24 protein-coding genes and 1 pseudogene are annotated in these 23,267 nt (G+C 72.1%); 8 read left to right on the plus strand and 17 right to left on the minus strand.

Translation table 11 applies throughout. From position 1 onward, the window contains the following. Positions 1 to 2: 2 nt before the first annotated feature. The 8 genes from ACIRHA_RS16155 to ACIRHA_RS16190 form a co-directional block, all read right to left on the minus strand. Positions 3 to 1,139, minus strand: coding sequence for a lytic transglycosylase domain-containing protein (locus ACIRHA_RS16155; RefSeq protein ID WP_403845421.1), 1,137 nt, complete (start codon positions 1,137 to 1,139; stop codon positions 3 to 5). Next, a complete protein-coding gene (locus ACIRHA_RS16160; protein ID WP_403845424.1) occupies positions 1,136 to 2,536 on the minus strand; it encodes an ABC transporter substrate-binding protein in 1,401 nt (466 codons plus the stop codon). The genes ACIRHA_RS16155 and ACIRHA_RS16160 overlap by 4 nt, the downstream gene beginning before the upstream one ends. 89 nt (positions 2,537 to 2,625) lie before the next feature. Continuing rightward, positions 2,626 to 3,321 carry an ABC transporter ATP-binding protein gene (locus ACIRHA_RS16165; protein WP_403845427.1) on the minus strand — a complete coding sequence of 232 codons (696 nt, stop codon included), beginning with the start codon at positions 3,319 to 3,321 and terminating at the stop codon, positions 2,626 to 2,628. Continuing rightward, positions 3,321 to 4,133, minus strand: coding sequence for an ABC transporter ATP-binding protein (locus tag ACIRHA_RS16170; protein ID WP_403845431.1), 813 nt, complete (start codon positions 4,131 to 4,133; stop codon positions 3,321 to 3,323). The genes ACIRHA_RS16165 and ACIRHA_RS16170 overlap by 1 nt, the downstream gene beginning before the upstream one ends. Next, a complete protein-coding gene (locus tag ACIRHA_RS16175; RefSeq protein ID WP_403845433.1) occupies positions 4,130 to 6,115 on the minus strand; it encodes a hypothetical protein in 1,986 nt (661 codons plus the stop codon). The genes ACIRHA_RS16170 and ACIRHA_RS16175 overlap by 4 nt, the downstream gene beginning before the upstream one ends. Beyond that, entirely contained in the window at positions 6,103 to 6,558 is a 456-nt protein-coding gene (locus tag ACIRHA_RS16180) for a hypothetical protein (RefSeq protein WP_403845436.1), read from the minus strand. Before ACIRHA_RS16180 ends, ACIRHA_RS16175 begins: the two co-directional genes overlap by 13 nt. Beyond that, positions 6,555 to 6,929, minus strand: a complete 375-nt coding sequence (locus ACIRHA_RS16185; RefSeq protein ID WP_403845439.1) for a hypothetical protein — start codon at positions 6,927 to 6,929, stop codon at positions 6,555 to 6,557. Before ACIRHA_RS16185 ends, ACIRHA_RS16180 begins: the two co-directional genes overlap by 4 nt. Continuing rightward, positions 6,926 to 8,203: a hypothetical protein gene (locus ACIRHA_RS16190; RefSeq protein WP_403845441.1), complete on the minus strand. Its 1,278-nt coding sequence runs from the start codon at positions 8,201 to 8,203 to the stop codon at positions 6,926 to 6,928. Before ACIRHA_RS16190 ends, ACIRHA_RS16185 begins: the two co-directional genes overlap by 4 nt. 393 nt (positions 8,204 to 8,596) lie before the next feature. Here ACIRHA_RS16190 and ACIRHA_RS16195 point away from each other — a divergent pair, with 393 nt between their 5' ends. The 5 genes from ACIRHA_RS16195 to ACIRHA_RS16215 all read left to right on the plus strand — a co-directional run bounded on the left by ACIRHA_RS16195 (position 8,597) and on the right by ACIRHA_RS16215 (position 14,433). After that, positions 8,597 to 9,415, plus strand: a complete 819-nt coding sequence (locus ACIRHA_RS16195; RefSeq protein WP_403845444.1) for an IclR family transcriptional regulator — start codon at positions 8,597 to 8,599, stop codon at positions 9,413 to 9,415. 38 nt (positions 9,416 to 9,453) lie between these two features. Continuing rightward, positions 9,454 to 11,046: an AMP-binding protein gene (locus tag ACIRHA_RS16200; protein WP_403845447.1), complete on the plus strand. Its 1,593-nt coding sequence runs from the start codon at positions 9,454 to 9,456 to the stop codon at positions 11,044 to 11,046. Between the two features lie 66 nt (positions 11,047 to 11,112). Continuing rightward, positions 11,113 to 11,649 (plus strand): helix-turn-helix domain-containing protein, encoded by a 537-nt coding sequence (locus ACIRHA_RS16205; protein ID WP_403845451.1) that lies wholly within the window; start codon positions 11,113 to 11,115, stop codon positions 11,647 to 11,649. 102 nt (positions 11,650 to 11,751) lie between these two features. After that, complete coding sequence (locus ACIRHA_RS16210; RefSeq protein WP_403845454.1) at positions 11,752 to 12,897, plus strand: aminotransferase class V-fold PLP-dependent enzyme; 1,146 nt, start codon at positions 11,752 to 11,754, stop codon at positions 12,895 to 12,897. A gap of 45 nt (positions 12,898 to 12,942) precedes the next feature. Continuing rightward, positions 12,943 to 14,433 carry an amino acid permease gene (locus ACIRHA_RS16215; protein ID WP_403845457.1) on the plus strand — a complete coding sequence of 497 codons (1,491 nt, stop codon included), beginning with the start codon at positions 12,943 to 12,945 and terminating at the stop codon, positions 14,431 to 14,433. Here the strand turns inward: ACIRHA_RS16215 and ACIRHA_RS16220 are convergent. Then, positions 14,421 to 14,810 carry a VOC family protein gene (locus ACIRHA_RS16220; RefSeq protein ID WP_403845460.1) on the minus strand — a complete coding sequence of 130 codons (390 nt, stop codon included), beginning with the start codon at positions 14,808 to 14,810 and terminating at the stop codon, positions 14,421 to 14,423. The two genes, ACIRHA_RS16215 and ACIRHA_RS16220, sit on opposite strands and share 13 nt — an antisense overlap. Before the next feature lie 148 nt (positions 14,811 to 14,958). On the opposite strand from ACIRHA_RS16220, the pseudogene ACIRHA_RS16225 reads away from it, so the two are divergent. After that, positions 14,959 to 15,323, plus strand: a pseudogene (locus ACIRHA_RS16225) (MarR family winged helix-turn-helix transcriptional regulator); the annotation flags it as partial. A gap of 95 nt (positions 15,324 to 15,418) precedes the next feature. Then, on the plus strand, positions 15,419 to 16,090 hold the full coding sequence (locus ACIRHA_RS16230) for a rhomboid family intramembrane serine protease (protein WP_403845463.1): 672 nt from the start codon (positions 15,419 to 15,421) through the stop codon (positions 16,088 to 16,090). On the opposite strand, the gene ACIRHA_RS16235 is transcribed toward ACIRHA_RS16230, so the two are convergent. From ACIRHA_RS16235 to ACIRHA_RS16260, 6 genes are all read right to left on the minus strand, one after another. Beyond that, positions 16,076 to 16,456, minus strand: coding sequence for a gamma-glutamyl-gamma-aminobutyrate hydrolase family protein (locus ACIRHA_RS16235; protein ID WP_403845466.1), 381 nt, complete (start codon positions 16,454 to 16,456; stop codon positions 16,076 to 16,078). The genes ACIRHA_RS16230 and ACIRHA_RS16235 overlap by 15 nt on opposite strands. 47 nt (positions 16,457 to 16,503) lie before the next feature. After that, positions 16,504 to 17,154, minus strand: a complete 651-nt coding sequence (locus ACIRHA_RS16240) for a LuxR C-terminal-related transcriptional regulator (RefSeq protein WP_403845469.1) — start codon at positions 17,152 to 17,154, stop codon at positions 16,504 to 16,506. A 31-nt stretch (positions 17,155 to 17,185) separates the two neighbouring features. Then, positions 17,186 to 18,505, minus strand: coding sequence for a sensor domain-containing protein (locus ACIRHA_RS16245; protein ID WP_403845471.1), 1,320 nt, complete (start codon positions 18,503 to 18,505; stop codon positions 17,186 to 17,188). A 67-nt stretch (positions 18,506 to 18,572) separates the two neighbouring features. Further along, complete coding sequence (locus ACIRHA_RS16250; protein ID WP_403845474.1) at positions 18,573 to 19,910, minus strand: FtsX-like permease family protein; 1,338 nt, start codon at positions 19,908 to 19,910, stop codon at positions 18,573 to 18,575. Positions 19,911 to 19,914: 4 nt separating this feature from the next. Beyond that, entirely contained in the window at positions 19,915 to 20,748 is an 834-nt protein-coding gene (locus ACIRHA_RS16255) for an ABC transporter ATP-binding protein (RefSeq protein WP_403845476.1), read from the minus strand. Between the two features lie 218 nt (positions 20,749 to 20,966). Continuing rightward, positions 20,967 to 21,152, minus strand: a complete 186-nt coding sequence (locus ACIRHA_RS16260) for a hypothetical protein (RefSeq protein WP_403846534.1) — start codon at positions 21,150 to 21,152, stop codon at positions 20,967 to 20,969. Here ACIRHA_RS16260 and ACIRHA_RS16265 point away from each other — a divergent pair. Beyond that, a complete protein-coding gene (locus ACIRHA_RS16265; RefSeq protein WP_403846480.1) occupies positions 21,064 to 21,432 on the plus strand; it encodes an iron chelate uptake ABC transporter family permease subunit in 369 nt (122 codons plus the stop codon). The genes ACIRHA_RS16260 and ACIRHA_RS16265 overlap by 89 nt on opposite strands. On the opposite strand, the gene ACIRHA_RS16270 is transcribed toward ACIRHA_RS16265, so the two are convergent. Both ACIRHA_RS16270 and ACIRHA_RS16275 read right to left on the minus strand, forming a co-directional pair. Next, positions 21,344 to 22,021: a response regulator gene (locus ACIRHA_RS16270; RefSeq protein ID WP_403845479.1), complete on the minus strand. Its 678-nt coding sequence runs from the start codon at positions 22,019 to 22,021 to the stop codon at positions 21,344 to 21,346. The two genes, ACIRHA_RS16265 and ACIRHA_RS16270, sit on opposite strands and share 89 nt — an antisense overlap. Continuing rightward, positions 22,018 to 23,208, minus strand: a complete 1,191-nt coding sequence (locus ACIRHA_RS16275; RefSeq protein ID WP_403845482.1) for a sensor histidine kinase — start codon at positions 23,206 to 23,208, stop codon at positions 22,018 to 22,020. The genes ACIRHA_RS16270 and ACIRHA_RS16275 overlap by 4 nt, the downstream gene beginning before the upstream one ends. Between the last annotated feature and the right edge of the window lie 59 nt (positions 23,209 to 23,267).

Consider the following 23,267-nt stretch of genomic DNA (forward strand, 5'->3'; position numbering starts at 1 on the left):
CCTCACGTCCTCCGGTCGGACGGTTTCGCTCCGGACGAGGGGAAGAGCGGCGAGGGTGTGTACCCGGAGGTCGGCACCCGAAGGGTGGGCAGCCCCGGCTGCTTGGGCTTGGTCGGCCGCTTGTCGCCGTGGTCCGACGGGCTGTCCGAGGGTGAAGGGGAGGGGGACGGACTGGACGAAGGCGCTTTCGACTGCGAGCCGCCCTTACCCTTGCCCCTGCCCTTCTCTCCCTTGCCGCCCTCTCCCTTCCCCTTGCCGTCGTTCCGCTTCCCGGACTTCCCCGGCGTCTCACCTTCTCCGGGCAGCCCGGCCGTCGGCACCGCCCCGTCCCCGTACGCCCGCATCCAGCTCAGCACCAACCGCAGGTACGAATCCGAGTGGTTGTACGCGAGCACGGCCCTGCGGATGCCGGCGCTCCGCGTCAGGTCGCCGCCCGCCGCGCACAGGTAGCGGCCCGCCGCCAGCCATGCGTCGTCGATCTGGTGGGGGTCGCGGGTGCCGTCTCCATTGCCGTCGCTGCCCCAGCGGCGCCATGTGGAGGGGATGAACTGGGCGGGGCCCACGGCGTGGTCCCAGGCCCGGTCGCCGTCCCAGACTCCGTTGTCCGAGTCCTGGATGGCGGCCACACCAGGGCTGCCGTCAAGTCGGGGACCGAGTATGGGAGTTCGGGTACGGCCGGTCGAGTCCAGTGCGCCGCCGCGGGCGTGCCCGGACTCCACCCGGCCGATCGCCGCGAGCAGCGGCATCCGGACTCCGCACTCCGGTGTCTCGGCCGCGAGGTCCTTGACGGCGGTCCGGTAGGCGGCGAGGACGCGGCCGGGAATCCCGTGCGTCGTCGGTAGCGCCGGGAGTGCCTTCCGGGCGTCACCGCCGTCGCGTTTCCCGCTCTTGAACGGCACCGGCCGCGTCCCCGGAATCTCCGTCGGCGCCTGCGGATACAGCGGCGGGCTGCCGCCGCCCGCCTGTGAGCTGCCGGACGAGGGCGTCGTGGCCCCGACCGGTGACATGTCCGCCAGCTGCCAGACCGTCGCCGTCGCCATGCCGCCCGTCGCCGCCACGGCGACCGCCCCGGTGACGATCTGGTGCCAGAGCAGGCTGCGGCTGCGTCCGCTGCGCCGAGCCTCCGGTCGGCGGCTCACCAGCAGAACGCCTTTCCACCGGACATCGCCGTCCACTGGCCGCCCGAACCCCGCATCCCGAAGGCGCACTTGGTGTCGTTCGAGCCCTTGCTGGTGTACGTCAGTGGAACGGTCAGGCCGTCGAAGCGCTGACCGCGGAAGGTGCGCAGCTCCTTGATCAGTCCGGCTCTCGTGATGTCGCCCGCGCCGCGCGCCGCCTTCTCGAACACCTTCGCCGAGGCCCAGCCCTGCGCGGCCGAGGGGCCGGGCGCCTTGCCGCCGCCGTACTTGTTCCAGGCGGAGTTGAACTGGGCGAAGCCGGCCGCCGACGACCCCTTGAACGGGAACACCGGGGTCGCCGCCAGTACGTTCTTCAGGCCGGGCTTGGAGGCGGTGGTGCCGTCGACCGTGGCGCCCGGTTGCAGGAACTGCGGGTTGAAGTTCTGCCTGCTGCACGACGACGCGACCCGGTTCACGGTGTTGGGGTCACCGGTCACCAGCATCAGGTCGACGTCCGCGTTGCGCGCCTGGATGCACTCGGCGGTGAAGTCGGGCTGGGTGACGGAGATCTTCGCGTTGTAGACGGGGTCGAGGCCGTAGCGCTTGGCGGCGTTTCCGCTGCCGAAGAACCGCTCGTGCACATGGGTGCAGGCGTCGGAGTCGGTGCAGAACAGGGCGCCGAGCTTCTTGCCCTTGCCGTACTTCGCGCCGACCTGGGCGAGGCCGTCGAGCGCGGAGTTGGTGCCGGGGCACTCGCTGAACAGCATCGGGCTCGCGGTCCACGCGGTGGTCGAGCAGTCGCCTCCGATGACGGGGACCTGCTTCTTCTCCACGTAGCTCTTCCAGGCGTTCATGGTCTGCGTCGTGGTGAACGAGGCGACGATCGCGACGACCTTGCGCTGTTCGACGAGTTCCTGCATCTGGCTGCGCCCCTTGGAGGCGTCGGCGCCGTCGTCCATGACGACGACCTGGACCTTGCGGCCGTCGATGCCTCCCTTGCCGTTGACGCTCGCCGCCCAGGCCTGGAGGGCTCGCGGGCCCTGCGCGAAGGCGACGCCGCCGGGCCCCGATGTCGTCCCGACGCTGCCGATGACGATGGGGCCGCCGCCGGACTTGCCTCCTCCCGCCTTTCCGCCACCGCCGCCGGAGTCCGAGCCACCACCACCGCCGCCACCGCCGGCTCCTGTCCCGCTCCCGGACTTCCCTTCCGTCTTCGAACCGTCGCCGGACGTCGCAGTGTCGGACGAGCCGTCGGCGCCGACTCCGGTGTCCGAACCGGCGGCCCCGGTGGCCACTTTCCCGCCGCTGCCGACGGAACGTACGACGGTGTCGTGGTCGACCCGGCTGCCGCAGGCGGCGAGCACCAGGCTCAGCGCCGCCACGGCCGCCAGGGTGGCGCGTGCACGGGTTGGGGTCATGGTTCTCCTCCGGAGCGGGTACGAAGCGGTGTGCGCTGGGGTCAGGTGTGAGTACGCGGGTGTGGTCAGGTGTGCGTACGCGGGTGTGGTCAGGTGTGAGCACCCAGGTACTGGGCGACGAGCCGGTCACCGTCCAACTCGCCCGGTTCTCCGGCGAATTCGATGCGGCCACGGTTCATCAGGTAGACGTAGTCGGCGAGTTCGAGGGCGCGGGAGACGTACTGCTCGACGAGGAGGAGGGCGCGGCCGTCCTGGGCGAGTTTGCCGAGGAACTCGAAGATCTCGTCGACGACGACGGGGGCGAGGCCCATCGACACCTCGTCGAGGAGTACGTAGTCGGCATTGGTGACATAGGCGCGGGCGAGGGCGAGCATCTGCTGCTGGCCGCCGCTGAGCGAGCCGGCGGGCTGGCCGAGTTTCCGGCCGAGGATCGGGAACGCCGCGACGGCGCGTTCGACGGCTTCGTCGACGTCGCCGCCCGCCGCTTGGATGAGGATGTTCTCCTTGACGGTGAGGGTCGGGAACACGCCGCGCCCTTCGGGGACATGGCAGACACCTGCGTGGGCAAGGGTGTGCGGGCGCTTGCCGGTGAGGTCCTTGCCGGCCACGGTCAGGCGCCCGGAGGTGGGTGCGAGGATCCCGGAGGCGACCTTCAACAGGGTTGTCTTTCCTGCTCCGTTGGTGCCGAGCAGCGCCACCACGGACTTCGGCGGCAGCCACACACTCACCTCGCGCAGGACGCGGGCGCCACCGTATCCGGCGTCGATGTCGTCGAGTTCCAGCACTACGCGGCCTCCGATCCCAGGTAGGCGGCGCGCACGGCGGGGCTCGCGCGCACCTCGGCCGGGGTGCCGTCGAAGATCATGCGGCCGAAGTCGAGTACGTAGAGGTGGTCGCAGACCGACATGACGAGGCCCATGTCATGCTCGACGAGCAGCACGCCGCAGCCGCGTTCCGCCACGACTCTGGTGACGATCGCGCCGAACTTCTCCGTCTCGGCGGTGTCGAGGCCCGACGACGGCTCGTCGAGCAGCAGCAGCTTGAACTCCCCGGCGAGGACCCGGCCGAGGTCGACGAGGCGGCGCTGTCCGGTGGAGAGCGCGCCCGCGATCTCGTGGCGCAGGGCACGAAGCCCGCACAGTTCGAGGACCTCCTCGGTGGCGGCCCGGACGGACTTCGACTCGGCAGGCGTGGCCAGGAGCTGCTTGAGGGGGTTGCCGCGGGCGAGACCCGCCTCGCGTCCGAGCGCGATGTTCTGCTCGACTGTGAGGGAGTCGAACAGGTCCATGCGCTGGAAGGTGCGCCCGAGGCCGAGTTGGGCGCGGGCGGCGGGCGGCAGCCCGGTGATGTCCTTGCCGAAGAGCCGGATCGTTCCCTGGGAGGGGCGGAGCAGCCCGGAGCAGGCGTTGAAGGTGGTGGTCTTTCCGGCACCGTTGGGCCCGAGGAGCCCGGTGACGCGGCCGAGCGGGGCGGCGAAGGTCGCGGAGTCGACGGCGGTGTTGCCACCGAAACGGATGGTGAGGTCGCCGATCTCCAGGCCGCGGTCGCCGATCTCCAGGCCGCCCCCGCCGGGTGTCTGCCCTTCCCTCTCGCTCATCGCGCCGCCTCCTTCCGCAGGCCCGAGCCGACCCGGACCCGTGCCGGGGCCGTCCGCGCGGCCCGCGCTCTCCTTGCCGCCGTCAGGCGCTGTCCCGCCGGGCCCGGCACCCCGAGGCGTTCGTCGGAGCGTGACCCCTGCGGCCGGTCCCGCGGAGGCGTCCCCGCGCCTCGCCGTTTCGACGCGCCCGCCTCGTACAGGGCGACGAGGAGCGCCCCGAGGCCGAAGAAGACCGGGAGGGCCTGGGCGAAGGTGTCGTTGGTGAGGTAGGCGGGGACGACCGCGACCAGGACCGCCGCCAGGGGTGGGCCCGCCGCGCGCAGGCCCGCACACAGGACCAGGACGGTCAGCCAGGTCAGCGAGGTGTACGAAAGGAAGGGCGCGCCCGTGGCCGAGCGGCCCTGGGCGGCGTACAGGGCGCCCGCGATTCCGGCGACGAACGCCGAGATGGCGAAGACGGTGACGCGGGTGACGTTCACGCCGAGGCCGAGCGTGGAGAGTGTCGTGGGCGAGTCGGCCATGGCGCGGAGCAGGCGTCCGAGGCGGCTGCGGCCGACGAGCGCGATGAGCAGCGAGCCCGCGACGGCGAAGGCCAACAGGACGTAGTAGAAGGCTTCGTCGCCCTCGAAGAGGCCGGGGCGGGGCGCGGGCAGTGTGTTGGTCTTGCCGAACATCCAGGACGTGCCGTAGATCGCCCGTTCCAGGAGCAGCCCCAACCCGAAGGTGGCCAGGGCCAGATAGAGCCCGGAGAGCCGGATCGCGGGGATCGCCACCAGCATGCCGACGGGCACGGCGACCACTCCGGCGAGGAGCACGGCGAGCAGCCACGGCAGTCCGGCGCCGACCGCGAGGTGGGAGAAGGTCGAGGCGCCCACCGCGACCAGCGCGGCATGGGCCAGCGAGACCTGTCCCGAGGTACGGACGAGGAGTTGCAGCGAGGCGAAGATCAGAACGTACACCAACGCCGAGGAATAGACGGGGAGTTTGGACGCCGCCACGAGCGGGACGCAGCCCGCGACGACCACCGCGACCACGGCGACGATCCGGCCGGTCGCCCGGCTGACCAGCGGTTTCGACGCGGGCGCAGGACGGTGTCCGCCGATCTCGGCGAGCCTGCCCCGGCCCACGAGGAGCAGCACGGCGAACAGCACCACGAATGGCATCGCGGGCGGCAGGCCTGAGAGTGTCTCGGACGTGGAGACCCACTTCGTGGCGAGGGCGGAGAGTACGCCGATGAGCAGCCCGCCCGCATAGGTGAGAGGGAGGCTGGAGAAGAGACCGACGGCCGCGGCGCCGTAGGCCTGGACGACCAGGAGCGTCAACAGCAGTACGTCCAGGCCGAGTTGGGGAGCCAGCAGGACGCCGGACGCGGCGGCGAACCAGCAGCCGATGAGCCAGGCGCGGGTGCGTACCGCGAACGCGCTGGTGCCGGAGAGTTCCAGCAGGTCCGGGTCGTCGACGACGGCCCGCATCCGGACGCCCATGGAGGACAGCCGGAAGAGGAGGAAGAATCCGAGAGCTCCGGCCGCGGCCACGATCGCCGAGGTCAGCTGGTCGATGCCGACGTGTACGCCGATCACCGTGACCGTGTCGGTGGGCAGGAAGCCGGGGAAGTCGAGGGCCGAGCTGCCGTAACCGGCGATCAGCGCGCTCGTGACGACGAGTTGCAGTCCGACGGTGGCGACGACCTTCGTGGCCACCGTGGCCGCGGCGAGCGTGCGCGTGACGCGTTCCATGAGCAGCGCGATGACCGGCGGCACGACGACCACGGCGACGGCGAGCGCCACGGGCCAGGGCAGCCCCCGCAGCGTACGCAGGTCGTAGTACACGAACGCGGAGATCGCGGCGATGGCACCGTGCGCGAAGTTGAAGATGCCCGAGGTCTTGTAGGTGAGGACGAGGCCCATGGCGGCGAGCCCGTACACGGATCCGGTGGTGACACCGACGACGAGGAACGGCAGCAGTTCGTTCACGGCGCGCACACCCCGCACGGTTCGCCGGCGCCGATCGCGGCCGGCGTCACCTCCTTGCCCGCGACCAGCGGGCAGTCGGGTCGGTGCGGGCGGTCCATGCCCTCGGCGCGCACGAGCGGCAGGGCGAGTGTGTCGTCCGTGCTCTCGGCGCGACGGGCGGGCCTGGGCCGCGTGTCCTCGTCGTCGTCCGCGGGTGCGAGGGCGATCAGGGTCACGCGCCGCTCGCCCAGTGCCCGGCGTGCCCGCAGCAGCCACAGGCACAAGCCGCCCGCGCCGACCGCGAATCCGGCGACGCCGAGGTTCAGCCAGGCCGCCTGCCGCGACGTCGACACCTCGGCGCTCGCGCCGAACCACGCGGTCACGATCAGGGCGAGCCCGGCGAGACTGGTGCCGCAGACGGTGACGACGTCGCGGTCGCTCCAGGGCACGGCGCGCGGGTCGACGCCATTCATTGCACGCTCCCATCAACCTTGGGAACCACGGCAGTTGGTGTCTCGTCGCCGCCTGGCGCCTCGGTGGGGGGCGGCACCTCGGCGGCAGGGGCCGCCCCAGCGGGAGGGGCCGCCCCGCCGCCCGCCCGCAGCGCCTGCTCGATCCGGTCGAGTTTGCGCCACTCGTCGCGCAGGTCGGCCGAGAGCCACAGCGCGCTGGAGAGGCCGAGCAGGAACAGGCTGCCGAGCCCGGCACTGACCACGTACGGCAATTGCTCGGCGGGGTACGGTGTGCCGCTCACCCCGCGCCAGCCGAGGACGAGGGTCGCGGCGCCCGCGAACGCGGTGACGGCCGCGGTCAGCCGGTCCCACTGGCTGCGTATCCGGGTCACGATGTCCAACGTGTCTTCACTCCCAACAGGCGCAGCAGGGTGCCGGCGGCGAACGTGGCCACGGCGCCGAACGCGAGCACGAGGTAGAGGCCGGTGACACCCATGTCGGTCGGATTGGTGGCGAGTTGGACGGGCCGGGTGTCCTTGGGCGTGGCCGGGCCGTCGTTCTCGGACGGTGTCTTCGGGGTGTCCGGACCGCCGCCCGCGGGTGCCTGCGCGCCCGCCCCGTCGTCGGTGCCCGGCTCGGCGGGGGCCTGCGGTGCTCCGGCGGGCGGCAGGTCGCCGCTGCCGGGAGGCGCCTCGACGCGGTTCGCGTCGGCGGAGGCGCGGCCGAACACGTAGGTGACGGTGAAGACGGACCCGGACTGGGTGTCCTGCTGACGGGCCGTCACTTCGAGCCCCGCCGACACGATTCCGTGCCCGGTGTGCTTCTCGTCCAGGTATCGGATCTTGACGCCCGCGTTCGCGAGGGCCTTCGTCAGCGGCGCGAGCGGATCGGTGCCGGGCAGTTTCGCGGACTGCCCCAGGACCTTGAGCCCGTCCGGTGTGACCGCCACGCCCTGGCCGGCGATCTCGGTGCGGCCGATGCTGAGTTCGGAGTCGCGTACGACCTTGCCGTGGCGGTCGACGCCCGCGCTCGCGGAGCTGAGGACGCGGCCGAGTTCGAGGACCCCGTTGACCGACCACGGCCTGGTGTCGGCGGACGCCTTCGCCTCGCCGGTGAGCGCGCCCGGGTCGACCGACGCGTCGGCGACCGCCTTGGTGGACGCGCCCGTGCCGTCCTGGCCGAGGACCGTACTTGCCTGCGCCTCGGTGGACGTCTTGGTGCTGTGCGCGCGCATGACGTGCGGCGTGCGGCCCGCCTTCGCGCTGTCCTGCGAGGGGTACTTGGAGGCCGCGTACAGCGGGTAGTCGGGGAACTTCTGCCCGGTCTGACTGCCGATGAGGGCGGGTGCGGAGATGACCGTCTCGCCCGGGTACGGGCTGCTGGCCCAGCCTGAGGACTCGCCGACCGCGTAGTCCACACACGACTTGGCCACCGGGATGCCGGCGCCGACGGGCGCCTGCAGCAATGTGTCGTTGCTCTTGCTCACGGTCACCTGCACGCCCTGCGCCGTCGCGGTCACCGGGCAGTCCCCGCCCTCCGCCGCGTCCGGCTCGGCGGCGCCCGCCGTCCCGGCCGTCGCCGGCAGGAACACCAGGAGCGCGGCCGTACCGGCGCCGCAGAGCGCGCGGGCCCGCCGAGGGGAGGCGTGGGATCCTCGCACGGACATCGATGCCCTTCACGTAGATTCACCTGGACCCGGCGGTCGGGGACCCGACAGCCGGTGACGAGTGCATTCGACGGACTTGACAGACCGTCAGATGCGCCCGACCCGCCGCACTCTGTGGGTGAGCGGCGCGACTCGGAAGGGCCTGAGCAGCAACATCCCACTGGCCGGGCCTGCCACTCCCGCTCAGTGGGACTCACCGACGGACGCGCACCACACCGCCGGGCCCCCGCGCCCCGCCGCCTGCCATCCACCGCTCGCCGCCTGCCCGCCGCCCACTCAAAGGTGAGGATTCTGTATGCGCACGGCAGGAGCCTCGCAAGGGGCTCGCCGCGCACCGGGATCACGGTCGATACTCGGGCGTCCCGGTCAGCACGCCCCGCCAGGGAGGCGACCATGACAGCACCGGCGACACCCGGCACACAGGCGACATCCAGCACACACGCGAGTGACGCTCCCGCCCCGATCTCCATGATCGAACGCATGACGGTGATCCTCGACGCGTTCGACCCGCACACCCCGAGCCTCTCCCTGCTCGACCTCGCCGACCGCACGGGTCTGCCGCGCTCGACGCTGCACCGCATCCTCGACCAGATGATCCGGCTGCGCTGGCTCACCCACTCCACCGGCGGCTACCGCCTCGGCATGCGCCCGCTGGAGCTCGGCGGGCGGGCCGCGGGGCACAGCGAGATCAGGGACGTCGTCACGCCGCTGCTGCACGAGATGTGCCGGCGCACCGGGCTCGCCGGACACCTCGCCGTCCTCGACGGGCGCGAGGTGGTCTTCCTCGACAAGGCGGGCGGCCGCCCCGCGGCCCGCCTTCCCACCCGGCTGGGCGCCCGGCTGCCCGCGCACACGACGGCCGTCGGCAAGGCGATCCTCGCCACCCTCGAACCCGGTCTCGTCGACTCGGTGTACCGCGGGGCGCTGCCCCTGAGCACCGCGCGCAGCCTGCGCACGGCCGCGGATCTGCGCCAGGAGCTGACCCGGATCCGGGGGCGCGAGGGTCTGGCCGTCGACAACGAGGAGACGCTGTCGGGCATCCGCTGCATCGCCGCGCCCTTGCGCGGCAGCGGCCCGGCCACGGCGGCGCTGTCCCTGTGCGGGGACCAGCAGGCGCTCGACTTCAAGGAGCTGGCGCCGCTCGTGCACGACCTCGCGGGCGAGGCGCGGCGGGCGCTGTTCCCGCGGCTTGGGCAGCACCGAACGGGGTAGAGCCGGTTCGGGACCCCGCCCGCCCTCAGGAGGCCGCCATGCCGGAACTCGTCGACGCCCTCGCCGACCTCGACGCGCTGTCGTACGAGCCGCTGACCCCCACCGCGTACCTGGACCGTGCTGCCGCGGCGCACGGCGACAGGATCGGTGTCGTCGACGGTGAACAGCGGTGGACCTACGCGGAGTTGCACGAGCGCTGCACCCGCCTGGCCGGCGCTCTCGCACCGCTGGCCGACGGACGGCCGGTGGCGGTGCTCGCGCCGAACTCCCACGTACTCCTGGAGGCGCACTACGGCGTGCCGTGGGCAGGTGTGCCGCTCGTGGCGGTGAACACGCGGCTCGCGGCGGCCGAAGTGGCGTACATCCTGGGCCATTCGAAGGCGGCCGTACTGATCCACGACCCGTCGTTCGACGTCCTGGTGGATGACGCGCTGGCCCGCCTGGACACCCCGCCGCCGCACCGGATCCGGGCGGGCGCCGAGTACGAAGCGCTCCTGTCCGCCGCCGAACCCCTGCATCGCACCCCGTCCGACGAACGCTCCCTCCTCGCCATCAACTACACATCGGGCACGACAGGCCGCCCCAAAGGCGTGATGTACCACCACAGGGGCGCGTATCTGCAAGCGGTGGCGATGGTCGGCCATACAGGGCTCACCCCCTCCGCCGTGCACCTGTGGACCTTGCCGATGTTCCACTGCAACGGCTGGTGCTTCCCCTGGGCGGTGACCGCGGCGGCGGCCACGCACGTGTGTCTGCCGAAGTTCGACCCCGCCGAGGTGTGGCGGCTGATCCGCGAGGAGGGCGTGACACACCTCAACGGCGCGCCCACGGTCCTCTCGATGATCGCGTACGCGGCGGAAGCGGCCCCCCTCCCGCCGGGGCGGGCCATCCGCATGGCGACGGGCGGCGCCCCGCCCTCCCCCGCGATCCTGCGCCGGATGAGCGAGTTGGGCTTCGACGTCACGCATCTGTACGGGCTCACGGAGACGTACGGCCCCGCGATGCTGTGCGACTGGCGCCCCGAGTGGGACTCCCTCGACGGCGCGGCGCAGGCCCGCCTCAAAGCCCGCCAGGGCGTGGGCAACATGATCTCGTGCACGGCCCGCGTGATCGCCGACGACGGCTCCGACGTCCCGGCGGACGGCACGACCACCGGCCAGATCGCGCTGCGCGGCAACAACGTCATGCTCGGCTACTTGGACGACCCCGGGGCGACGGCGGCCGCCGCCCCGGACGGCTGGTTCCGTACCGGTGACATCGGCGTCGTGCACCCCGACGGCTATGTGGAACTCCGTGACCGCTCCAAGGACGTCATCGTCTCGGGCGGCGAGAACATCGCGTCGGTCGAGGTCGAGCAGGCCATCATGGACCACCCGGCGGTCCTGGAGGCGGCGGTGATCGCGGTCCCGGACGAGCGCTGGGGCGAGGTCCCGGCCGCGTACGTCACCCTCCGGGAAGGCACTTCGGCCACCGATACGGAGATCATCGACCACGTCCGCACCCGGCTCGCCCGCTTCAAGGCTCCGAAGTCGGTGACCTTCGGCGAGCTCCCCAAGACGTCGACCGGGAAGATCCAGAAGTATGTGCTGCGGGAGAAGGCGTGGGCGGGGGCGGAGCGGCGCATCAATTGACCGGGAGCCACGCATCAATTGACCGGCCCCTCGGAAGACGAGCCGTCGTGGTCTAGCCTCGGCCCCGTGATCGGCAATCGGATACGTGAGCTGCGCAAGGCCCACAAGATGACCGTGCGGGAGCTGGCGGCGGCGGCCGGCGTGTCGACCGGGCTTGTCAGTCAGGTCGAGCGCGGGCTCACCGACCCCAGCCTGGAGACGCTGCGCCGGCTCTCGGCTGCGCTCGGGCTTCCGCTGTTCGACCTGTTCCGGCAGGACGAGGCGGAGGAGGTCGCGCTGGTGCGGCAGGACCGCCGGATCCAGGTGCGGTCGCCGCAGGGCGGGATCGAGTACACACGCGTGTCGGCCGGGTCGGCGCGGCTCGAGGTCCTGGAGGGCACTTTAGAGCCGGGCGGGGCCTCGTCCGACGAGCGGTACAGCCATCCGTCCGAGGAGTGCGTGCTGCTGCTGAGCGGCAGCCTGGTCGTCGAAGCAGGCGACGGGCGCTACGAGTTGGGGCCGGGCGACAGCTGCACGTTCGACTCCCGTGTCCCGCACCGCTACGTCAACGAGGGCGGCGAGACCGCGCGGTTCCTGGTCAGTGTGACGCCGCCGAGCCGGTAGCCCGCAACTCCTCGTACGCACCCACCCATTGACGCTGCACACATCCGGCTGGTTCGATCACCCGCACTGAACACGTTCACCGGGATTGAATGCGAGTCACCCGTGCCGATCGACACCCTGGACACCCCCGAACGCTTCCGCGCCCGCTTCCCGTCCCTCAAGGACACGGTCCACCTGGCCAGTTGCAGCCAGGGAGCGGCCTCGGAGCACATGCTGACGGCGCTCCAGGAGTTCCAGTGGTCCATGCGCAGCCACGGCGCGCCCTGGGGCGAGTGGATGGTGCAGGTCGACGCGGCTCGGGCCGCGTTCGCCGCGCACATCGGCGCCGCCACGGACGAGATCGCGGTGGTGAGCTGTGCCTCCGAGGGGGCGTACCAGGTGGCGTCCACGCTGGACTGGTCGCGCCGTCCGGGCCTTGTCACGACGGACATGGAGTTCCCGTCCATCGCGCATGTGTGGCTGGCGCAGGGCGGGCGGGGCGCCCAGGTGCGGCACGTGCCGGACGAGGACGGGATCGTCCCCGCCGCCGGGTACACGGCCGCGATCGACGAGTCCACCAACCTCGTCTCCATCCCTCTCGTCTCGTACCGCAACGGCGTCCGGCTGCCGGTCGCCGAGACCGTGCGGGCGGCGCGGGCCGCGGGCGCGCGGGTGTTCGTCGACGCGTATCAGGGCCTCGGCGTACTCCCCGTCGACGTACGGGAGTTGGACTGCGACTACCTGGTGTGCGGCGCGCTGAAGTATCTGCTGGGCGTGCCCGGCATCGCCTTCCTGTATGTGCGGGGCGGTGTGCGCGACGAGGTGGCGCCGCAGCTCACCGGGTGGTTCGGGCGGGTGGACCCCTTCGGTTTCGACCCCCGTTCACTCGACTTCCCTGACACCGCGCGGCGCTTCGAGACCGGCACGCCGTCGATTCCTTCCGCGTACGCCGCCGCTGCCGGGCTTCGCACGCTGGCGGAGGTCGACGCCGAGGACATCGAGGCGCACATCCGCGAGCTCACCGCGTACGCACACCAGCGCCTCACCGAGGCCGGCGAGACCCTGGCCTCACCCGCCGACCCCGAACTGCGCGGACCCCAGGTGGCCATCACCGACCCGGCCCCCGACGCGCTGGCCGCCGCGCTCGGCGAACGCCGCATCGTCACCAGCCCGCGCGGCACCCTGCTCCGCGTCTCATTCCACTACTACAACACCCTCTCCGACGTCGACGCGCTGATCGCCGCGCTCGGCGAGATCCGCGCCAAGTAGCACCAGCACGTCCAGGAACACCGCACCCACCACGGAGCGAGTGACATGCCCGACGAGCCCCGCAACGACTCGGCACCACCGCAGGACCACGGCCTCAAACGGTCCCTGACCGGGCGTCAGCTCAGCATGATGGGGCTCGGCGGCGCCATCGGCACCGGCCTGTTCCTCGGTTCGAGCCTCGCCATCTCGGCCGCGGGCCCGGCCACGGTGATCGCGTACGTGGTGTGCGCCCTGATTGCCCTGGTGATCGGCTGGGCGCTCGCCGAGATGACATCCGTGCACCCGGCGGCCGGCTCCTTCGGCAGCATCGCGCGGCACTATCTGGGCCCGCCGGCGGGGTTCGTGATCCGCTGGACGTACTGGACGATCCAGGTGATCGCGATCGGCGGCGAGGTGATCGCAGCCGGTATCTATATCCGCTTCTGGTGGCCTCAACTCCCCCTCTGGCTCCCGGTGGTGGCGTTCTCGCTGCTGCTCCTCGCGGCGAACGCGCTGAGCGTCGGGGTGTTCGGCCGCCTGGAGTACTGGTTCTCCACCATCAAGATCACCGCGATCGGTGTCTTCGTCCTGCTCGGCTGCGCGTACGTGTTCCTCGGCCTGCCGGGACACCCGGCGGTCGGCACCTCGAACCTTTCCGGCCACGGCGGACTGCTGCCGCACGGCATGAGCGGCCTCGCCACCGCCTTCGTCTTCGTGATCTTCAGCTACATCGGCACGGAGATCATCGCGGTGACCGCGGCCGAGTCCGAGAATCCGGTGCGCGACATCCCTCGCGCGGCCCGGCGGATGGTCGTCCGCCTCGCGCTCTTCTACGTCCTGGCCATGGCGGTCGTCGTCACCGTCGTGCCGTGGACGCGCACCGCGAAGGGCGGCGACGTCACGGCGAGCCCCTTCGTGCAGCTCTTCGACGTCGCGGGCATCCCGGCAGCGGCCGGCATCATGAACTTCGTCGTCCTCACCGCGGCCCTCTCCAGTGCCAACGCCAACACCTACCTGGCCACCCGCATGATCCATTCCCTGGCGGTGGACCGGCACGCGCCGCATGTGTTCGCACGGGTCGGCACGCGAGGCGTCCCGCACCGGGCGCTCGCCGTCTCCGGCATCGGCCTGGGCGCGGCCGCACTCCTCTCGGTGCACTCCGAGGACACGGCGTACATCCTGCTCTTCGGCATCTCGGTGTTCGGCGCGCTGGTGGTGTGGATCCTCATCCTGGCCACGCACTTGGCCTTCCGCCGCCACCGCACCCGGCACGGCCTGCCCGCCGCACCGGCCCGGCTGCGCGGCGCACCCTTCACCACGGTCGCGGCGGCCCTCGTCCTCGCGGCGATCCTGGTCTCCACCGTGTTCATCGATGGCCTGGACGACTCCTGGAAGGCGGGCCTGCCGTTCTTCGCGGTGCTCCTGTTGGTGTACCGGTTCGGGGCCCGGCGGTACGAGACGGCGACGGCGCTGCCGGACAGTACGGCGCCGGAGACTGCGCTCCCTGCCGCCCGCGAACCGGGGGAACACGCCGACGAGCCGGATCACTCCAGGTAGTGGGCGCGCCCGTCGTCGTCCATGTCAACGGACCCTTCGGGCAGGATGCAGAACTCGTTGCCCTCCGGATCCGCCATCACCAGGAACCCGCCCTCGTCGTACTCCGTGAGCCTCCGCCCACCGAGCGCCTCGATCCGCTGTTGCTCGGCGGCCAGGTCGGGCGAGGTGAGGTCGACGTGCATGCGGTCCTTGCCGGGCGTGGGCGTCGGATTCCGCTGGAACCCAAACACGAGGCCGTCCGTGCGGCGCAGCCAGATGTACGGTCCCGTCCGGCTCTCGATGGGCCGCCCCAGCACCTCGGACCAGAACGCGGCCAGCCGCTCGGGGTCCTCGGCGTCGATGACGAGGGCGGTGATCTGCGGGAGTTTCGCTGACATGCGGTGACCTCCAAGGGGTGTGCCTCTCACGTCCATCGGCATCCAGCGGTCGGCCCCGCGGGCACGACGCGAAGGACTTGGCCCATGACTGTCCACCCGATGCGGTGCGGCTCGGGACCGACGTGGGGACGGGCATGTGCACGTGAGCCTGCCCGGCGAACGTTCCCTCGGCACGGCCGAGAAGCCGGCAGAGGCGAAGCTCGGTGGGCTGCCGGTCCGCCGCGAGCAGATGGCGGTGGTGGCCAATGTCCACCGTGCCGCCGCGGTCGTGCGGCAGCACCTCGAAAACTCGGTGCTGCGCGAGTCCGAGCTGACCTGGACCGCCTTCGTGGTGCTGTGGGTGGTCTGGGTGTGGGGCGAGTCAGAGACCCGGCGCGTGGCGGAGGAGGCCGGGATCTCCAAGGGGACGCTCACGGGCGTCGTCCGCAGGCTGGAGCCGCGGGTTTCGTGCGGCGGGCCGGCCATCCCGAGGACGGCCGGCTCGCGCCGCTCAGCCTCACCGACGAAGGCGAGGGCGAGGCCGAGGGCGAGGCGCAGCGGTCGCCGCCTCAGGGCGTGATCACCAATTCCGCCCCGGCGGCGTCCGGTTGCCTGACAGAATGCCGGTCGTGGCTCTGCGAACCGTCCTCCTCTACTGCTGCGCGGTGGCCGTCATCGTGCCCGGCATCCAGATCCTGGCGGCCGTGACCTCGGCGTCGACGGGTACGGACGGTCCGCCCACGCCGCGCCGGATCTGGCATCGGCCGGTGCCGCCGGCCGCCGTGCTGCTGGTGGCCGTAATGGTGGCCCTCGCCGTCGTGCAGAGCGTCGTTCCCTCGCTGGTCGACCATCTTGAGCGGGTCCCGGGCGGGCCGTGGTGGCGGGCGGTCACCGCCTTGCTGGTGCAGTCCTCGGGCTGGTTCCAGGTCGTGTTCAACCTGGCCGCCCTGGCAGTGGTCGCGCCGATCGCCGAGCGGGCGTTCGGCGCCGTCCGCATGCTGGGTGTCTACGTGGTGAGCGGGGTGGCGGCGCAGGTCGTGAGCATGGCGGGCTGGAGCCCACGGGGAGCGGGTGACTCCGTCGCCGTGTGCGGTCTCGTCGGCGCGCTGGCCACCGCGTACGCGCTGCGCGGCCCCCTGCACACCGTGCGTCGACTGGCCCTGCTCGTGCCCGTGAGCGGCATCGTTTTGTGCCTGATCGACAACAACCACGGAGTGGGCGTCGTTGTCGGCTGCGCATTGGGCGCGGTGTTCACCGTGTCGGGGGACGTCGCGCTCGCCGACCCGTCAGCGGGTTCCTGACGTCTCCACCAGCGCGTCGAAGATCTGCTGCTGCGCCGGGTCTTCGTGGGCGGTGTCCTCGGGGTGCCCCTGCACGGCATGGAACAGCGCGTGGTGGGTGGGCAGTTCGAGAGCTTCCACGATGCCGTCGGCGGCGCGGGCCGTGCTGTGCAGACCCTCTCCCGCCCGACGATGCCGACCTGCATCTCGTTGCAGGCGAGCAGGGCGACGTACGCCGCGCCCGAGCCCCACGGCGATGTAGGTGTAGGGGGTGGGGCGGCGGGTTCGGTGATGAGGCCGACGGCCATGACGCGCCCAAAACGGCTTTCCGGCAAGGGGGCTGTCATGGAGATGTCTCCGTAGGCGCCCACTGGGCCGACGGCCCACGGCCGACCGGTCCGGTTCGCGTCACTGAGCGCGGACTTGAGGAGCCGTCACCCCCGGTCCAGATACGCCAGCACCGCAAGCACTCGCCGGTTGTCGTCGTCCGACACGGTGAGCTCCAGCCTTTGGAAGATGTTGGCGGTGTGCTTGGACACCGCGCGTTCCGTGACGACGAGTTTCTCGGCGATGGCGGCGTTGGAGCGGCCCTGGGCCATCAGTTCCAGGACTTCGGTCTCCCGGGGCGTGAGGCGGTTCACAGCGCGGTCGCGGGTGGAACTGCGGGCCAGGAGCTGGGAGATGACCTCGGGGTCCATCGCGGTGCCGCCCGCGGCCACGCGGCGTACGGCGTCGACGAACTGCGCGGCATCGAACACGCGGTCCTTGAGCAGGTAGCCGGTGCCGCCCTTGCCGTCGGCCAGGAGTTCGCGCGCGTACAGCTGCTCGACGTGCTGGGAGAGGACCAGGATCGGCAGGCCGGGGCGGGCGCGGCGGGCGGCGAGGGCGCACCGCAGGCCCTCGTCGGTCTGGGTCGGCGGGAGCCGGACGTCGACGACGGCGACCTCAAGGCTCGGCTCCTCGAGCGCGCGGGCGAGGTCGGGTCCGTTGTCCACCGCCGCGAGCACCTCGAAGCCGAACGCCTCCAGCATGCGGACGAGTCCGTCGCGCAGCAGGAAGAGGTCTTCGGCGATCACTACGCGCACGCTGGCTCCCGTGGGGATCTCGGCAATCGGCTCACGCCACGCTACCGGGCGGGAGCAGTCGGCACGGGATCTCCATCGTGACGCTGGTGGGGCCGCCCTCGGGGCTGTGCACGGTGAGGGTGCCGTCGAAGGCGTCGAGGCGGCGTGCGATGCCGCGCAGACCTGAGCCTTCGGGGTCGGCGCCGCCGCGGCCGTCGTCGGTGACGTCGATGCGCAGGACGCCGTGCCGGTGGGTGAGTTGGAGGAGGACGCGGGTCGCGGCGGCGTGCTTGGCGGCGTTCGTCAGCGCCTCGCTCGTCGCGAAGTAGGCGGCGGATTCGACGGCGGCCTCGGGGCGGCCGGGCAGCTCGGTCCGGGGATCCACGGGCACGGGCATCCGCAGGGCCAGCGCGCGGACGGCGTCGGCGAGGCCGCGCTCCGCGAGGACCGGCGGGTAGATGCCGCGGACGAGCTCGCGCAGTTCCTCCAGCGCCCGGACGGAGTCGGCGCGGGCCCGGGCGAGCAGCGCACGGGCGGTCGCCGGGTCGCTTTCCATGAGTGCGTCGACGGTGCCGAGGTGCATGCCCATGGCGACGAGTCGGGCTTGCGCGCCGTCGTGCAGATCGCGTTCGATGCGGCGCAGTTCGGCGGCGGAGGCGTCGACGGCGTCGTGCCGGGTCCGGGCCAATTCCTCGACGCGGTGCCGCAGTTCGGCGCCGCGCGGGGCGAGCAGCCGTCGGGTGAGCGTGAAGTGGACGCGGAGCAACGGCTCCGCCGCGTAGTAGGCGGCGCAGGCGATGAGGGTGGCGAGTACGGCGGCGGCCAGTGCGGTGCCCTGACCACTGACCGGGACGAAGCCGTACCACCACGCTCCCCCGCCGAGTACGCGCCAGAGCCCCGCCGCGAGCGCGTAGCCCTCGATCGGGTAAGCGACGAGCGCGGCGGGCAGCAGCGCGGTGCCGAAGCCGGCGGTCATGTCGGCGGCCAGCCAGCGCAGGTCCCGCCAGGTCGCCGGGTCGCGCAGCATCCGCAGACACGCGTCCGGCTGCCCGAGCGGACCGGGCAGCCGGTCGCCGGGCCGGGGCCGGGGCCGGTACGCGGCCCGCGGGATCGTCACACCGCACCAGCGCTCCGCCAGTGTGCGCCGCACGTCGACGTGGGAGCGGACGAGCCGCAGCAGCGCCGGGGTGGTGAACAGGCCGACTCCGACCACGACGCAGACGATCGAGACGATGCACGTCACCAGCAGGGTGAGGGAACCGGCGAGCGACAGCAGGGACAGCGCGAGGCCACGAGCCCCGGCCAGCGCCGCTGCCTTGATCCGTTTGATCCGCTCGACCCGTTTGATCCGTTCGATCCGTATGCCGTGCATGTCGGTGATCCGTCCGCCGCCCCGTAGGCCCGTGCCGCTCCGATTATGCCGGGCCGCCCCCGGCGCTTCAGGCGGCAACGGCCACCGCCTCCACCGCCGGGGCCCGCAGCACCCGCCGTGTCGTGGCGAGACCGGTGCCGAACGTCGCCGCGACGGCGACGGCCACCGTGGCCAGCCAGATCCACGGCGCCTGCCCCGGCAGCACTCCGTCGGCGCGCACCACGGTGTACGGCACGAGCCCGGCGATCGCCGCGACCGTCCCCGCCACCACGCCGGTGACCGTCAGGACCGCGCTCTCCGCGCCGACCATCGTGAGGACCTGGCCCGGGGTCGCGCCCGCGAGCCGCTGACCGCCGAACTCGCGGCGCCGGTGAACGGTCGCCGCGTACAGGCTGTTGATCAGCATGATGCAGGCGAAGACGACGATGACACCGACGACGATCAGGTTGAGGGACGCGAGGTTCTTGTCGTCGACGGTGCGCGCCAGACCGGAGGCCGCGACCGCGTCGTTCTCCACGGCCTGCATGGAAAGCGTCGCCGTCGCCACACCGATGAACAGGATCAGCGGCATCAGCACGGCGGAAAGGTCCCCGGCTCGCTGTCGCAGGTTGTGGACCGTCAAGTACCCGCTCGCGCCGGTCAGCGAGATGAGCGGCCAGGTGAGCACCGCGAGCGCGGTGCGCAGCAGCGCGGGGGCGAACGCGGCGAAGCCGATGGAGAGCAGAATCGAGCCGTACGCGGGGAGCGCCATCAGCGCCGGATCGGTCGTGTCGAACGCGAAGGTGGCGCTCGCCGAGCAGACACCGAGCACGAACGCCGCCGTCCCGCCGACGGTCCGCAGGCGTCCGCGCGGTCGTCGCTCGCCGGCCTGCTGCCGGGTGGCGCGGCGCACCGCGAGGAACGCGGCACCGGCCGACGCCAACACCGTCACCGCGGCGCCGCTGCCCACCGCGACCGTCCCGAACACCGGATCGACACCGTGCGCGACCTGTTCGGTGTCCTGGAAGGCACCCACCAGCGCACGCCCGCCGAGCACCGCGGGCCCGATGGCGAGCAGCGATGCGACGACCCCGATCACGGCCGCCTCGCCGACGACCATGCGCTTGATCTGCGCGGGCGTCGCTCCGCAGCTGCGGAGCAGGGACAGTTCCACGGCGCGCTGCCGTACGTTCACGGTCAGCGTGGAGGCGATCGCGAAGAACACCAGGAGCGTGCCGTATCCGCCGACGACGCTCGCGGACGTGGTCAGGGTCGTGGCGCTGGTGTCGTCGACGCCGGCCTGGGCGGCGGTGTCGTAGAGCGAGTCGAAGGACATGACGATCACCGCGCCGAGGAACGCGGACAGCAGTGTCGCGGCGAACCGTCCGGGGCGGTGTCGCACGGAGCGCAGGGCCAGGGAGAACATGCGCTCACACCTCCATCTTGGTGTGGGGCGCGGCGTTGGCCGTGGCGGTGGCGGTCGCCGTCGGACGGTCCCCGAGATGCGCGAGCCGTTCGGCGACGGCGTCCACGCTCGGCGCGTCGAGACGCCCGACGAGCCGGCCGTCCGCGAGGAACAGCACCGTGTCGGCGTACGAGGCGGCCACCGGGTCGTGCGTGACCATGACGACGGTGCGGCCGTGCAGCCGCGCCGCCTCCCGCAGCAGGGTGAGGACCTCCCGCGCGCTGCGGGTGTCGAGCGCGCCGGTCGGCTCGTCGGCGAAGACCACGGCCGGTTCGGCGACCAGCGCGCGGGCGATCGCGACGCGCTGTCGCTGGCCGCCGGACAGTTCGGCGGGACGGTGGGCGAGACGGTCCGCGAGCCCCACCTGCCGCAGCATCTCCCGGACCCGCGGCCGGTCGACCCGCCGCCCGGCGAGTCGCAGCGGCAGGGTCGTGTTCTGCTCCACGGTGAGGGTGTCCAGGAGGTTGTACTGCTGGAACACGAACCCGATCCGTGTGCGCCGGAACTTCGTGAGCGCCGCTTCGTTGCCGCCGGTCAGCTCTTCACCGTCGACCGCGACGATCCCGCCGTCCGGCCGGTCGAGCCCGGCCGCGCATTGCAGCAACGTCGACTTGCCGGAGCCGGACGGTCCCATGACCGCGGTGAAACTCCCGGCGGGCAGGCTCAGCGACACCTCGTCCAGCGCGGTCACCGCGGCGTCGTCCGTCCCGTACACCTTGCGCACCCGGTCGAGCCGCAGTGCCTCCGGGCTCCGTGCCGGCCGGGCCTTCCTGCGCGCACGACTCGTACGTCCGAACATCGTCGGCACCTCCACGTCATCACGTGGGGCACCGCTTGTGCCCCGGTCACGACGCTATGGAGCGACAGGTGCGGGCGCATTGGGCGCAGTGCCCGTCGGCGGGGTGGAGTTTCCTACACCGGGCGGCGGGGGTTTCCCTGCGATCCTCTCGTCTCGTCCGGGGCCCCGGTCGGAGCGGTCACCGTCACGTTCACAGGCGGGCTCGCCGCGCTCGGCATCTACGCGGTGCCGGCGGTGGCGTTCCTCGGCGCGCCGGCCGCGTCCGTCCTCGTGTACGTGCTGGTCGCGGCCAGCGGCGCCATCGCCTTCGTCGGCCTGGTGCTGCCGCACCTGGTGCGCAGGGTGGTCGGTGCCACCCACGCCCGGTTGCTGACCGTCGCGCCACTCGCCGGGGCCGTTTTCATGGTCTGGGTCGACCTGGTCTCCCGCACCCTGGCCGCCCCTCGCGAGCTGCCCCTCGGTGTCATCACCGCGCTCGTCGGCGTGCCGGCCTTCATCACGTTGATGCGCCGCAACGGCTATGTGTTCGGGAGCCGACCCGAGGTCGTCATCGTCCTGGACTACGGCGACCAGCCCGCCAAGAAGAATCGGCCCGTCAATGCTCCGAGTCGCGGACCAGGAGGGCGATCTGTACCCGGTTCTCGACCCCCAACTTGGCGAACAGGCCACCGATGTGCGCCTTGACGGTACCGACGCTGATGCGCAGCCGCTCGGCGATCTCGGGGTTGCCAAGCCCGTCCGCGATGGCCCTGGCGGTGTCGAGTTCGCGCGCGGTCAGCAGCGACAGCCGTTTGCGTGCCGCCTCGCGTGAGGTGTCGCGGGAGTGGGCTGAGTCCGGTGCGGTGGCCGCCGCGATGACCCGTGCCGTGGCCGCGGGGGACAGCACGGGTTGGCCGTCCGCGACGGTGCGCACCGCGTCGACGAGCTGTGCCGGCCTGGTGTCCTTGAGGACGAATCCGAGGGCGCCCGAGCGCAGCGCGCCGAGCACCAGCTCGTCGGAGTCGAAGGTGGTCAGCATGAGCACCTTCGGGGGTGTCGGTCGGCCGAGCAGTTCCCGGGTCGTGCTGAGGCCGTCGCGTCCCGGCATCCGTACGTCCATCAGCACGACGTCCGGCCGCAGTTCCGCGGCGGCCGCGAGCGCGCTGTCGCCGTCGGCCGCCTCCGCGACGACGGTCAGGTCGGGTTCACCGTCGATCACGAGCCGCAGTGCCATCCGGACGAGTTCCTCGTCGTCGACGATGAGGACGCGCACTGACTCCTGCCGGCTGGTCACTCATGCCCTCTTTCGTTGTGCTGCTTCGCGTTCGGCCAGGGTAGGCGAGCCGTGAGGACGTAGCCGTCGTCGGCCGTGGGGTGGTGGTCGAGTTCGCCCCCGGCGAGGGTGATGCGTTCGCCGAGTCCGAGCAGCCCGTATCCCGAGCGCGGTGGTGGTGCGACCGCCGTGGTGGCCCGGGAGTTGCGGACGCTGACGTGCAGTGTGTCGCCGGCCGTGCCGTCCAGCGTGATGTGCACACGGGAGCCCGGAGCGTGTTTCGCGGCGTTGGTGAGTCCTTCTTGGACGAAGCGGTAGCAGGTGCGCCCCAGTGCGTCGGGCGGGTCGCCCGTCACAGTGGCGGTGCAGTCGACGTCCACTCCGGACGAGCGGGCTTCGGCCACGAGGTCCGGGATCCGGTCGAGGGAGGGCTGCGGTGGTTCCGGTCCCGCCGGGTCGGCGCGGAGCACCCCGAGCACGTCACGTAGTTCTTCGAGTGCCTGTCGGGAGCCGTCGGCGATGCCGCGGACCAGCGTGCGGTTCTCCTGCGCCGGCAGATCGCCACGGTGGTCAAGGGCTCCGGCCTGCATGGCGACCAGGGAGATCCGGTGTGCGAGGACGTCGTGCATCTCGCGGGCGATCCGGTTGCGCTCCACTGCCCGCACCTGTGCCACGCGGGCGGCGTGTTCCCGCTCCATGCTGTGCGCCTGGTCCCGCAGGGACCGTACTTCGACGCGCCGCGCGCCGATGGCCATGCCCACGGCCACGGCGATGCCCGCGGCCAGCGCCGGGAGCACGATCTGGAGCCACCACGAGCCCTCCGGCGTCCGGACCGGGTAGACCCGGCCGGTGAACTGCGCCCCGGTCACGTAGGCGAGTACGACTGCCCCGGTCTCCAGCGGGCGGCGGCGGGTGGCGATCGAGCCCAGCGCCCACAGCACCGCCCCGGTGGCAGCCGCCGAGACGGTCCCGGCGGCCACGACCGTAAGGGCGACGGCGACAGGGAAGCGCCGCCGCCACAGCAGCACCGCCAGGCATCCGAGCGCCACCAGCGGATCGCCGACGAGGAACCAGGCCCCCGTCCCGTCACCCTGCCAGTGCACCGCCACGCCGGTGTAGAGCCAGGCGACACCGCCCACGGCCGCGGCCGCCAGCAGCCGCCAGGTCTGCTGCCACGCTCCGGGGCGTGGCGCGTTGTCCGTGTTCACCCGGCAATTATCGCGAGGGGATCCGGCCGGTGCGTCCGACCTGAGGCGGGTGCGCCTAT

This window comes from Streptomyces sp. NPDC102360 (genome assembly GCF_044766085.1).
Classification (GTDB): Bacteria; Actinomycetota; Actinomycetes; order Streptomycetales; family Streptomycetaceae; genus Streptomyces.